The sequence below is a fragment of the Paenibacillus sp. FSL R5-0923 genome, from assembly GCF_038009145.1.
Classification (GTDB): Bacteria; Bacillota; Bacilli; order Paenibacillales; family Paenibacillaceae; genus Paenibacillus_AQ.
Genome location: NZ_JBBPAT010000001.1, coordinates 47,473 through 61,809 on the forward strand (window position 1 = coordinate 47,473; position 14,337 = coordinate 61,809).

A 14,337-nucleotide genomic window follows, 5' to 3' on the forward strand; every position below is an offset into this window, starting at 1 on the left:
CTTATACTACCATATTTATCCTCGTAAACAAGAACAAAATTGCTAGATTTACTATTATTTTATAGTTATTTCTCTGTATTTGAATTCTCTTGTTATTTCTCGTCAACGATTAGGAAAGCTTGGCATGAACAATCAAACGATGTGTAGGATCTACTAGTGGGTCACACGTAATTAGAGTAAGAATTTTATCTTTGTTATTCCCGTCTAGAACAGACACATCACTAGGAAGTACAACAGAAATATCATAAACCTCGTAATTATAAGTCTGATCGCTAGTCTTTACCGTAATCGTATCCCCAATCACAACCTCATTCAGCCTGTTAAACAATCTGCCCGTAGTTCTAGCTCTATGTGCAGCTATTGCGGCGTTCCCTATTTCTCCTATTGGAGTTGTTTCTTTCATATGGGCCGCGGCATGCTTCATATTCGCTTTAGTAGCCCCTTCTAATACAGGCAGCTTCAGATCGATCTTATCGATCTCAATTAATGCGATAACTTTGCCACCCACTTCAATTTCCGGTTCCGGCTTTTCTGTTTCTTGCGGCTGTGCTTGTGCATCTAGAGCTGATTCCTCCGCTAGTAGCTGAGTGACCTCGGCATATCTGCTCTTCAGATCAGGTGGTGGAGTACTTTCACTGGTGCTCAGTTCAGCCGATTCTAATAGCTTATCCTGCTGCCAGTCGTTATACCATTCGTTAGCTTTTGGATAGAGCATGATAAGGATCCCCGCCAGTATGAGCACATACGAGAATTTACGCATGATTTTCACCTCCGTAGATTGTTCTACTGAACTTTAGAATACCCATTTACGACTTCCGAAGAAGTTAATGATCACCGTCACAAACGTTACTAATACCTTAGAGATCAACACTTGAATGCCTAGTTTGTCAGTCAACAGATGCATTAGCAACAGCGATATTCCGAGTACTACCAGATTCAGTACGATAAACTTCAGCAACTGCGTCTTATCAAAACCCTCTTTATTGCCACGATCACGATCCTTGAAGGTTACTTTTTTATTCAAAATAAAGCTGTTCGCTGTCCCTGCACTATAAGAAATCACCTGTGCCAACGCATATACCATCCCAAATGAGTTCAGTAATGTGAAGATTACGAAATCAATGAGGGTATTTACCAAACCTACAGCATTAAATTTGAGAAACTGTATGAAAGCAGTCCGAAAGTTCTTATCTGACATCTTTGTAATCCTTCCGGCGATCCACTTCTTCTTCGTTACGATATCCTATAGTCTCACTGACAATATACAACGGTCTATCCTTAGACTCGTCATAAATCCGTCCAATATACTCACCGATTACACCTAGCAGCATCAGAACGATACCGTTAAAGAGCAAATTGACCCCTACAATGGAAGCCCAACCTGGAACCGTCCATGAGGTGAAAAAGATTCTTTGAAACAATACGAAGAATAAATAGAGAAAACTGGAGAAGGAAAGAAAGAATCCGACATACGTAGCAATCTTAAGTGGTTTATGCGAAAAGGAAGTGATCCCATCCAGCGCAAAACGAATCATTTTCTTAAGAGGATACTTAGTTTCTCCTGCAAATCGTTCTTCCCGCTCATATTCCACCATCGTCTGCTTGAAGCCGACCCAGCTCACTAAACCTCTGACATACCGATTTTTTTCCTTGAGACCTCGCAAGACATCACATACCTTACGATCAATAAGACGAAAATCACCTGTGTCCGTGGGAATGTCTACACTTGTCATGCTGCTGAGCAATCGATAAAAGATCTTGGCCGTTACCTTTTTGAACATCGTTTCTCCACGGCGCTTCAGCCGCTTCGCATACACAACGTCATAGCCCTCTTTCCACTTCTCGATCATTTGCAAAATGACCTCCGGTGGATCTTGAAGGTCAGCGTCAATAACAACAACCGCTTGACCTTCGGCATAGTCCATGCCAGCTGTAATCGCTACCTGATGTCCGAAATTACGCGAGAAATCAATTAGCTTGACGCATTCATCCCGATCACTGATCTCCCGAATCATCTGGGCCGAACGATCACGACTTCCGTCATTAACGAAGACTAGCTCATAAGTATCGCCGCATTCGTCCATTACTTTTTTCAAACGTTCGTAAGTAACGCTAATTACTTGCTCCTCATTGAACATGGGTACAATTACACTATATCTGGCTTTCACCTTTATTCCTCCTAAAAGCTTTATGGAGCGTTACATCTTTCTGTACTTCATAATAACGCTGTAAGCATAAACTTATTGTTATAGATATTTTAAAAAAATCTTAGAAAACCCAAGATGGGAACCAACGCAGCATATTCTTCACATAATCTCCGCTTACCTGCATCCCTGACAGGACAGGGTAGAACGCGACAAAGAGCAGTAAAGCAACAGCCACATAGACATAACTAACATAACGAGCCTCAGGATATTTGCTATCTAGCAACTTCATTATATATACAATACCAAGAATCATAAAAGGCACCATAGCAAAATAATGGTAGATAAAGGTTTCCCTTGGGACAAGCATCCACGGAACATATTGTGAGAAAAAGGCGATCCATATCATATAAAGGGTCTTATCTTTGCGTTTCAGTGTAATCCACAGTGTTGCCAGCATTGCGAAAATCCCCGTCCACCAGATAAGCGGATTCCCCATAGTCACTATACTGCTGACCTGACCTTGCGGCAATCCCTCACTGCCACTGAAGAACCAGACAGGTCTCTTCATAAACGGCCATTGCCACCAGGAGGAAGCAAAAGGATGTGTAGCTACAAGCTGACTGTGATAGTTGTACATGTTCTTTTGGGAATCAATCAAGCCTTTTATAGTAAAGCCCTCTGCGGATGCAGATAAACCCGGAACAAAAGATAAACTATAAATAATGACCGGTATGATTACGAAGAATGCAACACAACTAGCTAGCGTAATAATGGTATTTTTCCAGAACGAATTTACAGCTTCGCCACAGGTACCTAGCAGTTGCTTGTCTTTGATCTTGCCTTCCGCGAGCAAACGTCCCGATGCTTGGTATTCTCTGTAGCGCTCGAAGAGCGAGATAGCTAGCATAATGGCCAGCCCAGCTCCTCCGTACAGTACAATCCACTTGGAGGCGACACCAATTCCGAAGAATAAACCGGACCAGAATAACGGAATTAGCGTTTTTCTTAAGGGCTGACTGAAGAAATTCATAGTGTAATATCGCTGCATGAAATAAAACATTAACATGATGAAGAATACTCCGTATACATCGATCGTAGAGATTCTTGTTTGTGTGAAATGCATGAAATCCAGTGCGAACAATCCAGCTGCAAGTGCTGCGTATTTACTCTTTTTAAAGAGACGTAGTGCCATTACATAAATGAGAGGCAGCATGGCAATCCCGAACAATGTTCCGATAATACGCCAGCCGAAAGGATTGACTCCAAACAGTTCCATCCCTACTGCGATCAATAGCTTGCCTAGTGGTGGATGCGTGTTCTCATAAGGCACAATCCCGTGTGTATATTCATAAGCTGTCCGTGCATGGTAGATCTCGTCAAAATAAGTGCTATTCATAAAGTTAGAATATTCAGGGATGAGCGACTGCTCGTCAAAAAGATTGGCAGGTTCTCCTCTTTTAGCGACTGCACTAGCATCCGGTGTAACACCGGCTATAGGAAGAGGTACTCTTTCGCCTCCCTGCTCATAGAAGGCCATTTCATTTAAAGTGAACCCTGGAGAGGTGACTGTAAACTTCACGTATCTTGCTGCAACGTTCAGAGGTTGGCTTTTCCAGATGAAGACATTCCCAACATCCTCGCTTACATCCAGCGGACTACTCCAGACCTCAGGGGATTCACTGAATTCGAGCTTAAACTTCCCGGTACCTACGCCACCGAAGATATTCACGCGTTCCAATTGTTTACTCTGTCCTAGATCTACATAGAAGCTTTCACCGCTGGCAGCTGGCTCCCACAAGGTCTCTGGAGATTTAGTAGAACCTAAATTATATAAAGCAATTGCCGCGTAAACGGCAGTAATGGCAAGAATACATATCCAATCTATACGCTTAAACTTCATCGCTCAATCTCCCTCCCTTCTGGTGCGGTCTTATTTGCTCGACGACTTTAAGGTCTTCTTCATATTTTTCTTCAGGTGTTGGTGGTGCTGGAAGAGGCTTTACTCCCCCACGAACATACACGTCATAACCAATGTAGAACATGTATAGCAATAATGACAGGTTAGCTATAGAAGTAACCAACACGATTCCATCTGCACCTGGATTTACACCTGCATTTAGATGAGTTAACGTATAAGCCACATTGATATACTGCGTTAAGCTGAATCCAAGGAATAGAGATAAAAACCTACGATCCCGACTCGCTATATAAGTGAACATACAGAGAATAACAGCAGGGAACATATAACGTTCATGCATTTTGGTTCCAAGCACAAAGACTACTACAATGAGCGCCATACCGATAAAGTAGGATTTGGATAAATCCAAGCGATCTTTTTTGAAGGAATAAAACGTTGCTATGGCTACTGCCACTAAAATAAATATGAAGCCCCATACACGGTAAGTAATACCTAACCAAGTTAGGTCAAGAGATGACCACATCGGGTCAGTCAGTGCATATAGATTAAATGCATTCACAGAAGAATAGGGATAGGAAGATAACGTACTCTTATACAGATTAATAAGGCTCACTAAACCACCGTTATTCCAGAAAAATGGTGCCGCGAGCAATCCGAATATCCCTAATCCATACAAAGCTCCAAATCCAAGCTGCTTCCAAGCACGGTGATGATAGAAAGCAAACAATAATACCGGTGTGAATATTAACGATTGTGGTTTAATTAAAGTTGCTAATACAAACAAAATCGCGGATTGAACAAACTTTTTGTTCGCAGCGCCATGGATACTGAGCAACAGGAAAATCAGAAAGAACGAATCCGCTTGTCCCCACGCCGCTGAATTAACAAGCACCGCCGGATTAAACAGAAATAATAGCGTTAAGCCAAAAGCGATCCCTGAGCCGAGTTTTTTGCGAGACATTTTAAATATGAAAAAACCCAATACCAAATCAGAAATAATCGCTGGCAGTTTGAATAGCAGATTCTCTCCACCCGAACCATGCGCAAAGCCAAATACACCGCGAATAAAACTAAGAATGTACAAAATGTACAAATAACCAGGAGGATAATCGGCAAAATACCCTTCTTCATAAAACTTGCCTGGACCTAAATCAACCATACGCTGACCCCAAGCTATAAAGGTATTCATGTCGTTCTGATAGCCTTGAGCAGTCAGACCAATCCAGACCCTTAGGATAAAAGCAACCCCGATGGCAATGCTCAGCCATTTGGAATAGACATTCTCAGGTTGCTTCATAAGCTTCTCACTGCGGAATGCCTTGGTATAAAGCACTGCAAAAAATACACTGAAAAGCGCTGAGATCAGCAGCATCTTGGTTGGAGATACCTTATGTGGGGTATCCGCTTTTTTGCCACCAGCATCCTGACTAACTGCTGCACTATCCAGCGAAATGACGTTGGCCCCTTCGGGAGCAGCGTCTAATTTTTCTACAGACAAATCATCAAAATAAGCTTTACCTTGAATCAAGCTAGAGTAGCCTCCCAAACTTGCACCTATGCCGAATTCTTTCTGTTTAGGTCCTGTCTGGCCTATGTATTCAAGATATTGCCACTCTCCTGCCGTATCCGTTACGTTGGGATAACCCCCGCCTACTCCAACGGCAAGTATATTGGCGCCCATTCCCTCGCCTGCGGTACTTACTACTTTGATCCATCCAGAGATTTTATAATAGCTGTCCGGCGTTGCCTTAATCGTCTGCACCCATTTCAAATGATTGGGCTCGATATTCTCAATGACTGCCGCTTTACTACCGGAGTGAACCTCGTCCGATTGGATTGAAAGTATGCCCGAGTTGTCTCCAGAAATCCACATATCCTTAGTCCAGTTAGAAGGAGCGTCCTCTCCTCCCTCCTCAAATCCAGGGTTCTGCAATAGATTTCCGTCTGCATAAATGCTTGTTACAGGAAGCAAAAACAATAACAGCATCAATACAGTCATTGCGGCCGTACGTGTACTCTTGATCATCGTTCCAACCTCACCTCGTCTATATTAATCCAGCCTTTACCGCCTTTAATAAAAATTTCAGTTTGCTCATTCTGACCGATAGATACCATTGGAAGTGTAAGCTCTTGATAAACCTCACTAGCAGGTATTTCAGCCTCCGCCCGCACTACGCCATTAACTCGGACGCCAACCCTTCCTTCTTCTCCACCAGCACTAACCATTATACCAAGCTTATATTCTCCAGGTTCTGCTATTCTGATAGATTGTGTAATCGTTTTGTCAAATCCCGGATCAAGATAGGCCAAATAACTTCCATTATAGGGATTATTGGTTGCCACACCCGTACCGGATGAGAAGCTCCAGCCTGATATCCCCTCTTCAAATCCTCCATTTGTAAATTCCGAGATTCCCTCTACTACCCCAGTCTTAGCGGTCACAACAGTATAGTTGGCAAAACGTTTAACCGAATAATTATCGCTTTCAGCAGGAGTGGGATCACCATTCCACAAGATATATGTCGCTGTCTCTCCCGGAACTATGCTTGAATATCCAAATCTATATCTCCCAAAGGAAGACACCTGCTGAAATGCACCTCCAGGATTAGAATAATTAACGGTTGCTAAGAAATCATGGGGATTGATCTGCTCATAAAAAAGCACATAAATATAAGGCATATTAACTTTATCAGTCACGTAGATGTTCCCAGCACTCTCTTCAGACGCATATTGTATAGCCTCACCGAAAGATTCATAGAAAGCCGGTCCTATCTCTTTAGGATAATCGCGGAAATAAACTGTAGTGAATAGAACAAAAAATAAGCTAAAGGTTACAGCCGACAGAATTGCTAATACTTTTACTTTCTTGCTTAACCACATAAACCCTGCAACAATCAGCAAAATGATTGGATAGAAAATTACATTCATCCGATTAATGTTTACGTTCGTAACAAAGGTCATCAAAACGGAAACAAACAACCAAAGTAAAATAACGAGCAGTCCAGTCCGCTCACGACCACGGTTCCGTATTGTCGTTAACATAAATATAAGTCCTATAAGTACAAAGGGTAACGCAATAGGATACGCGTATCCATAAGGTGAAATCGAATTCCAAGGCAAACCATCAGATCCGCTAATTAATATCTTCAAAAATTCCCGGAAATTGCTTAATGCTGTATGTAATAGTTGCCCTCCGAATATAGAAGTTACCTGTTCCACACGCGGTGTTGTCAATCTCGGAATTGAGAACAATGGGGTCAAAATCCCCTCTAGCGACAATCGATTGATCATAATAAATAGGAAGATTGGAAGTGACATTAATATAAACAGAGCACAGTTCCATAGAATGGTCCGAAGCTTTAGCGCTCTTGTATAGAATAGAAGAATTCCAGCACCTAAAGCAAATATCGGCACAAAAAAATAGGATGTTCCATAAGCATAAAGTGAAAGGGCAAGCATAATTGTAAATCCATAAGACCACTTCGGAATATGAAATGATTTAAGTAACATATAAACGGAGAACAGAATCAGGGTGGGGAATAAATTAGATTCCAGTGCCCATCTTGACATCATAATATGCCAAGGATTAATTGCTATAAAAAACATCGCCACAATACCAGCAGTTCTGGAAGTAAATAGCTCTTTGGAAAGAAGATAGAATACGAGCATACCCAGTAGACCCATGATTAAGCTAATCGCACGTACAGACATTGGAGTAAGTCCGAACAATAATATGAAAGGCATTGATAAGTAAGCATAAAGTGCATTCTGTCCGCTTCCCCAAGCAATGAGGTGAATAGGTAAATGAATACCATTGCGGTCTATTCCATAATGAAGAATAGCGTAAGCATCATAACCTATAGATGCCTCATCCTGATTCAAGCCACCTGGAATCGAACCAAAGTAAAAAATGCGAATCACAGCCCCCAGCAAAAACAATAAGAGAGGCCAAGGATTACTTTTAAAATAAGAAGACCAATTGCTAAATCTTGTGGACAACATTCATCACCTCTTCAACAATATAATCTAAATATTGGATGATGGAAAGGAAGAACATCCAACAAGTTAAGTAGGAGAATACATAATCCAAAATAAAAAAAACGGCCCCTTCAGTAATGAAGGAGCCCAAGATGAATTTCAGAAATACTGTATATATGTTAGCCCTCGCTACCAAGGAATACATAACGGAGAACGATCAGGATCGCAAGTACCCACATCATCCAGTGAATATCGTATTTCTTCTTACCTGCAAGGTTAGCAACTGAAGCAAGGATTACATAAGTTACGATACCAAAGGAGATACCGTTAGCAATATTATAAGTGAAAGGCATGATTACAAGTGTTAGGAACGCTGGAATTGCAACAACCATATCTTGAAAATCGATTTGACGGATCGATTGTGCCATCAGCACACCTACGACGATCAATGCTGCGGCTGTAGCAGATCCAGGAATAAGAGCAACCACTGGAGCAAGGAACAATGCAAGCAAGAAACATACGCCCGTTGTTACAGCTGTAAGACCTGTACGTCCACCTTCAGCAACACCTGCCGCGCTTTCTACAAAAGCAGTAGTAGTCGAAGTACCCAGTGCCGCACCACCTGCTACAGCAACTGCATCGACAAACATCGCATTACCTACACGTCTATTACCTTCTTCAGGGTTATCCATAATACCTGCGCGTTGAGCAGTACCTACAAGTGTACCAAATGTATCAAACAACTCTACAAATGTGAAAGTTGCAATCGCTGAAACAATACCTGTGTGCAGGATACCATCCCAGTCAAACTGGAAGAAGTTCAATTGTGTGAAGTCAGGAACCCAAGGCGTTGCCGGACTGGACAATGCACTGAAATCAACTACACCCATCAGCATACCAGCGACAGTTGTTCCCAAGATACCGAATAAAATCGCACCTTTAACGTTCAATACCATCAGGATAGAGATTAGAAGAAGTCCGATAATTACCAATTGGACATTGGAATTCTCTAGGCTACCCATGTGAATGATAGTTTCAAAGGAAAGGACATCTGTGAAAGTGTTAGCAGGAATGTCTTTACCGGCTTCAACACCAATCGTCATGAGTCCACTGTTCTTAAGACCAAGGATCGTAATGAACATCCCGATACCTACTGTAATCGCATGTTTCAAGCTGTCAGGAATTGCAGTTAGTAAGATCTGTCGCACTCGAGTTACAGTCAGCAAAATAAAGATCAAACCGGAAATAAATACGGCTGTCAGACCCATTTGCCAAGTGAATGGATGCTCTGAAGTGGCGGAAGATAGAATTACGGAAGCAAAATATGCGTTAAGTCCCATACCAGGTGCCAATGCCACTGGAAAGTTTATGAACACGCCCATTGCGATGGTGAAAATACCTGCTGCCAGCGCCGTCGCTAGAAATACAGAGTACCAGCCCATATCAATACGGCCAAATGCTGTTAAAGTACTCGGATTAACCGACAAGATGTAAGCCATTGCCATGAACGTGGTCAAGCCCGCCATGATTTCTGTACGAACTGTGGTGCCGTTCTCTTTCAACTTGAAAAACCGATTCAAATTGTTCTCCCCCTAAGGTATGTTGTGTCTGACAGCAACAAAAAAGCCGGTATCTGTTAGACACCGGCTCGAAAAAAAGAGTAGCCTCCCATGACCATAGTCCTAAATTAAGGACAATGCGGGGTTGCTCTGCTCTTCTTAATCGTAGCCAGGTCATTACGGTGACCTCGTAGAAACTTCCAGGCCAATTCCCGGAAATATACGAAAGAATTATGTTGTTGTGCTCTATCATTTTAGGTGGACATCATATAAGTTGTCAATGATAAAAAGCGAACATTTTCGACTTTATTTTTTCCATTGTTCGTAAATCATACATTTTCATGCTTGTATCTACTATCAAACTCGTTCTTGCAATGCAGCTTATTAACTATCCGATCACTTTTTATATGGGTATATTTCACTATGTTTCTAGTTATTGATCTTTAGTGTACTTATAACTATGCCAAGAATTAGCTAAATGCCCTATTGCTAAACAAACTACTGCAATACTCAGCCAAATAGATTTTCCCCAAATCGCTGCCAATCCGAATGCACATACTGGAAGAACTGCCATCGGGATCGGAATAAAAACTAAAGGGTCCCATAATAATTTAAATTGCTGCCCCTTAACTATATATCGAACCCATAGACCATAATAAATAGCAATAATCAAGACAATAAAGACAGCAATTACGCCAAACTTTACCTGTTGAAAGTTATCCTGTGAGATCGCAAGAATACCTATACAACCCAATTGCCCTGCTCTCTCCAAGAGGGTATAGATTGGTCCTGCATCTCGCAAACCCGAAGGTACATTTTCAGGTGGAAACTTAATCATTAGCAAACTTGGGGCAAGAAGGATTAATGCCATTAGTGTGCCGAGAAGAGAAAATCCCATGTTAATTTCTCCCTATGATAGATTTTCCCCATTTTATCACATTCATATTGAGCAGCTATATAGCGTCTATCACATTTTTTTGAATACAAAAAAACCTACAGCCCCTTGTTCAATAAGGAGTTGCAGGTGTTTGTAAAGACTCTATCGCAAAAAATCCTTTGAGAAAAATTAGCGAGTGGATGCCCAAAAGGCCAAAGCAAACATTGTCCAGTCATTCATCACGTGCACTATAAACGATGTCCATATATTTTTAGTCTTAAGATATGGATATAGCAGAACGATCCGTGCAATACCAATACCGAGAATAGCTTGGACAATATTCCAATTATACGTTGGTAAATGGTATGCCCCAAATAAAATAGCTGAAACTATGCAGGCTAAAATTATAGCAGACTTTCTACTCATCTTAAGTTTCTTAACTCCAAATGATAGCACGACCAAGAATGGAAGTATCGTGATTAATTCTTCACCAAACAGCATCGGGATCGTTCTCAAGAAGAACGGAATTGCATCAGCAAAATTACCATTGAAACTATCGGTTGCGGGATTAGCGCTCGTACTAAACAATTTCGTAATAAGGAAACCAACAATACCTGTCACAATCAAATTTGCAACGTAAGTTCCAAGAATTAAAAGAATATCTTTAGCTACTAATTTTCTGAATAATGATGTCCATTGACTTCGTGCCACAAAGATTACTGCTGCTAAAGGAAAAATCACATTCATAAAGGGCTGTACATTGGGACCTCCAAACATAATAAGAAACAGAGCAAAACCAACCGCGACAGAAACGAGAAAAATGAGGCTGCTCTTCAAATTTAGACTAGGCGATGACAGTTCACTGTAGAACGGGAAATCATCATTTTTACGCTCAAATCTGAAAAAATCACTTTTATTATTCATAATAAATCAAATCCTTCCAAGGAAATATAAAACTTATGCTTCCATTAATCCATCTAACGTACTTACATCATAATTGCTTTTATGTCCCGTTACGACAAAGGTCTTATAAATAGGACCTTAAATTGAAGAAATTTCCAACGGATTCGATTTATTTGCTAATATTTCCAAGTAGCTCAAAAAACCACAATGAGCAGACTTTCAAATATCAAAATTTCGTAATCAAATTAGATTCTCTCTGAAATATAATAAAAGCTCACGATTTCAATAAGAGGGTGGCGAACGAATTGAATACCTACGGTGAGGTTATTCGAAATATACGGACCAATAAGGGATTAAGTCAAAAAGAAGTGTATTTAGATATTATCTCGAAATCATATGCCATTGAATTTGAAAAAGGAAACCATGAGATCACATTAAGACTGTTAGAACAAATTTTAAATCGACTTATGATGGGAATTGATGAATTTTTCTACATTTATAGAGGTTATAAACTATCAAAACACGATACATTTACCAACAAATATTCCAAAGCTGGAAACAATAACGATCTCGAAGCATTAATTGAGATTTATCAAGAACTACATCAGAGAGAGGATCTGACCTCAAAAATTCATCTGGCAGAAGTCAGGTCTCGTATAAGATTATTGAAGCACTTTAACTTGACGGGTCAGTTTGAGAAGAATGTCATTTTGACAGAAGATATCGAGACGATCACTAACTATCTCAACAATCTCCAATCCTGGACCCTCCAAGAAATGCAGCTGTTCACAAATACTTTAAATTACATAGATTACGATCAAAGAGATATACTCTTTCAAACGCTTATTAAGTCTATGAAAAAATATGAAGCTCACGAACGCGGACGAGATGTCATATGTGTAATGCTAACCAATATGATTTACGAATTAATTATGATCAATCAAATAAGCTATGCAGAGATCTTACTAGAGAACTTAAATAATATTAGCAGTCCTCAATATCAAACGCTGTTCTTTAAGATTGTATATAAGTATTATAACGGTCTAATTAAAATTAAAAGAAACAGTAAAGAAGAAGGAACGAAGCTTGCTCAATCAGCAATCGATGTATTATATGAATTTGGCGAGCCCTATCAAGCAAAAACATTAGAGTCTATATTGTCACAGATCTTACAATAGAGTTTCTAGAGGGTGGTGATGATTTCTGTTGCATAAGGGAATCTTGACTTTTTTATCATGATTATTTTCTTATCCTGAGGCCAGATCTGCTGACCTCCAGAAAAGAAGCAAAGAATAAGGATAAAGCAGATAAGTTTCCTGTATTTTTCACTATCGTTCTTTTATTATAATGGGGCTATCTTAGGTAAGGAGGATTTCGATGATGACAGCAAAAAATTTCGTATGTTCCTCAGCAGAACCCATTGTACAGACCAAAGCTGGAAAAATGAGAGGCTTTCAGGTCAACGGCACTTATACCTTTCACGGGATAAAGTACGCAGATGCCAAGCGCTTCCAGATGCCCACAGAGGTAGCGCCTTGGGAGGGAATTAAGGATGCACTCGCTTACGGTTATGTGTCTCCCATGTTAACCCAGGATCAGCCCCAAATGGAAGTGCTGGTTCCTCACCGTTACTGGCCTATGGATGAGAATTGTCAGTATCTGAATATCTGGACTCAGAGCCTTGAACCGCAGGCCAAAAAACCTGTTATGGTATGGCTGCACGGGGGCGGTTTCGCAGCTGGCTCTTCTATTGAACAGGTAGCTTATGAAGGAGACAAGCTTAGCGAGTTCGGTGATGTGGTCGTAGTAACCTTAAATCACCGATTGAATATTCTGGGATACATGAACCTGTCTGCTTTTGGAGATAAATACGTCAATTCCGCTAATGCCGGAAATGCCGATATGGTAGCAGCTTTAAAATGGATTCAGGAAAACATTACAGCTTTCGGCGGCGACCCGGACAATGTGACCATCTTCGGACAGTCTGGTGGCGGTATGAAGGTATGGACACTAATGAATACTCCAGCAGCAGACGGCCTGTTCCATAAGGGCGTTATCCAGAGCGGATTAATTGATGGGTTTTTGGACACCCGCAAGACCGATAGTACCGCCATCGTAAAGGCACTGTTGACAGAGCTTAATTTTGGCGAGGTAGAAGTAGAAAAATTGGAAGCGGTTCCTTATCCTCAGTTAGCTGCAGCATATAATAAAGTTGCACCAGCACTCGCAATGCAAGGGGAATACATTGGCGGTAATCCTATGCCTAATGAATTCTATGTAGGCGATCCTAGAGAGGTGGGCTTTACCGAGCATGCGAAGACCATTCCGGTATTGATTGGTAGCGTATTTGGTGAGTTCGCTTTTGGTCCCGGTGTTCCTAACAAGCAGGACGCGACTGAGGAAGCCACCATGGAGATGCTGTCTCAAAAGTATGGCAGTCTTACGGAGAAGCTTGTCACACAATTTAGGGAAGCGTATCCGGATAAACACTTGACCGACCTGCTATTCTTAGATACCTTCTTCCGTATTCCAACCAAGGACTTTATTGAGAAGAAGTCCGTACACGAGGAAGCTCCTACCTACTCCTACTTATTTGCTTATGAATTTCCTTTTGAGGGCGGCAAGATAGCATGGCATTGCGCTGAGATCCCTTTCGTATTCCATAATACGAAACGTGTTCCCGTGTGCCTCATTCCGGGAGTTTCCGATCGGATGGAGGAGCGCATCTGTGGGGCATGGGTAAGCTTTGCACGCTATGGCAATCCTAACATCCCTTCCCTTCCCCAGTGGCCGGCATGTAAACCGGGAGATGAGGCTACCATGATTTTTGACCGCAACTGTGTAGTAAAGCATAATTTTGATCATGCGTTGATGGATACTTTATTGAAAACGAACCCGAAGCTGCCTTTCCTGCCAAGCAATGAAGCCGAAGAAGAAGGATTTATTTTGCATTAA

11 protein-coding genes and 1 riboswitch are annotated in these 14,337 nt (G+C 41.2%); of the genes, 2 read left to right on the forward strand and 9 right to left on the reverse strand.

Annotation, left to right across the window (positions count from 1 at the left end):
• Positions 1 to 109: 109 nt before the first annotated feature.
• The 9 genes from MKX35_RS00220 to MKX35_RS00260 all read right to left on the reverse strand — a co-directional run bounded on the left by MKX35_RS00220 (position 110) and on the right by MKX35_RS00260 (position 11,403).
• Positions 110 to 760, reverse strand: coding sequence for a class D sortase (locus tag MKX35_RS00220; protein ID WP_042184724.1), 651 nt, complete (start codon positions 758 to 760; stop codon positions 110 to 112).
• A 33-nt stretch (positions 761 to 793) separates the two neighbouring features.
• Positions 794 to 1,198, reverse strand: coding sequence for a GtrA family protein (locus MKX35_RS00225; RefSeq protein ID WP_076301091.1), 405 nt, complete (start codon positions 1,196 to 1,198; stop codon positions 794 to 796).
• On the reverse strand, positions 1,188 to 2,168 hold the full coding sequence (locus tag MKX35_RS00230) for a glycosyltransferase family 2 protein (RefSeq protein WP_076285851.1): 981 nt from the start codon (positions 2,166 to 2,168) through the stop codon (positions 1,188 to 1,190). The genes MKX35_RS00225 and MKX35_RS00230 overlap by 11 nt, the downstream gene beginning before the upstream one ends.
• A 100-nt stretch (positions 2,169 to 2,268) precedes the next feature.
• Complete coding sequence (locus MKX35_RS00235) at positions 2,269 to 4,047, reverse strand: phospholipid carrier-dependent glycosyltransferase (RefSeq protein ID WP_076301090.1); 1,779 nt, start codon at positions 4,045 to 4,047, stop codon at positions 2,269 to 2,271.
• Positions 4,037 to 6,091: a glycosyltransferase 87 family protein gene (locus MKX35_RS00240; RefSeq protein WP_076301089.1), complete on the reverse strand. Its 2,055-nt coding sequence runs from the start codon at positions 6,089 to 6,091 to the stop codon at positions 4,037 to 4,039. The genes MKX35_RS00235 and MKX35_RS00240 overlap by 11 nt, the downstream gene beginning before the upstream one ends.
• Positions 6,088 to 8,067 (reverse strand): glycosyltransferase family 39 protein, encoded by a 1,980-nt coding sequence (locus MKX35_RS00245; protein ID WP_076285854.1) that lies wholly within the window; start codon positions 8,065 to 8,067, stop codon positions 6,088 to 6,090. Before MKX35_RS00245 ends, MKX35_RS00240 begins: the two co-directional genes overlap by 4 nt.
• 155 nt (positions 8,068 to 8,222) lie before the next feature.
• Complete coding sequence (locus MKX35_RS00250) at positions 8,223 to 9,623, reverse strand: NCS2 family permease (RefSeq protein ID WP_042184716.1); 1,401 nt, start codon at positions 9,621 to 9,623, stop codon at positions 8,223 to 8,225.
• 125 nt (positions 9,624 to 9,748) lie between these two features.
• Positions 9,749 to 9,848, reverse strand: a riboswitch (purine riboswitch).
• 187 nt (positions 9,849 to 10,035) lie between these two features.
• Complete coding sequence (locus MKX35_RS00255; protein WP_076285855.1) at positions 10,036 to 10,500, reverse strand: hypothetical protein; 465 nt, start codon at positions 10,498 to 10,500, stop codon at positions 10,036 to 10,038.
• A gap of 168 nt (positions 10,501 to 10,668) precedes the next feature.
• On the reverse strand, positions 10,669 to 11,403 hold the full coding sequence (locus tag MKX35_RS00260; protein ID WP_042184712.1) for a CPBP family intramembrane glutamic endopeptidase: 735 nt from the start codon (positions 11,401 to 11,403) through the stop codon (positions 10,669 to 10,671).
• A gap of 272 nt (positions 11,404 to 11,675) precedes the next feature.
• Here MKX35_RS00260 and MKX35_RS00265 point away from each other — a divergent pair, with 272 nt between their 5' ends.
• Together MKX35_RS00265 and MKX35_RS00270 are read left to right on the forward strand one after the other, a co-directional pair.
• Complete coding sequence (locus MKX35_RS00265) at positions 11,676 to 12,560, forward strand: helix-turn-helix domain-containing protein (protein WP_341043672.1); 885 nt, start codon at positions 11,676 to 11,678, stop codon at positions 12,558 to 12,560.
• Between the two features lie 199 nt (positions 12,561 to 12,759).
• The gene (locus MKX35_RS00270) at positions 12,760 to 14,337 is read left to right on the forward strand and encodes a carboxylesterase/lipase family protein (protein ID WP_218641876.1); all 1,578 of its coding nucleotides are present in this window, start codon (positions 12,760 to 12,762) and stop codon (positions 14,335 to 14,337) included.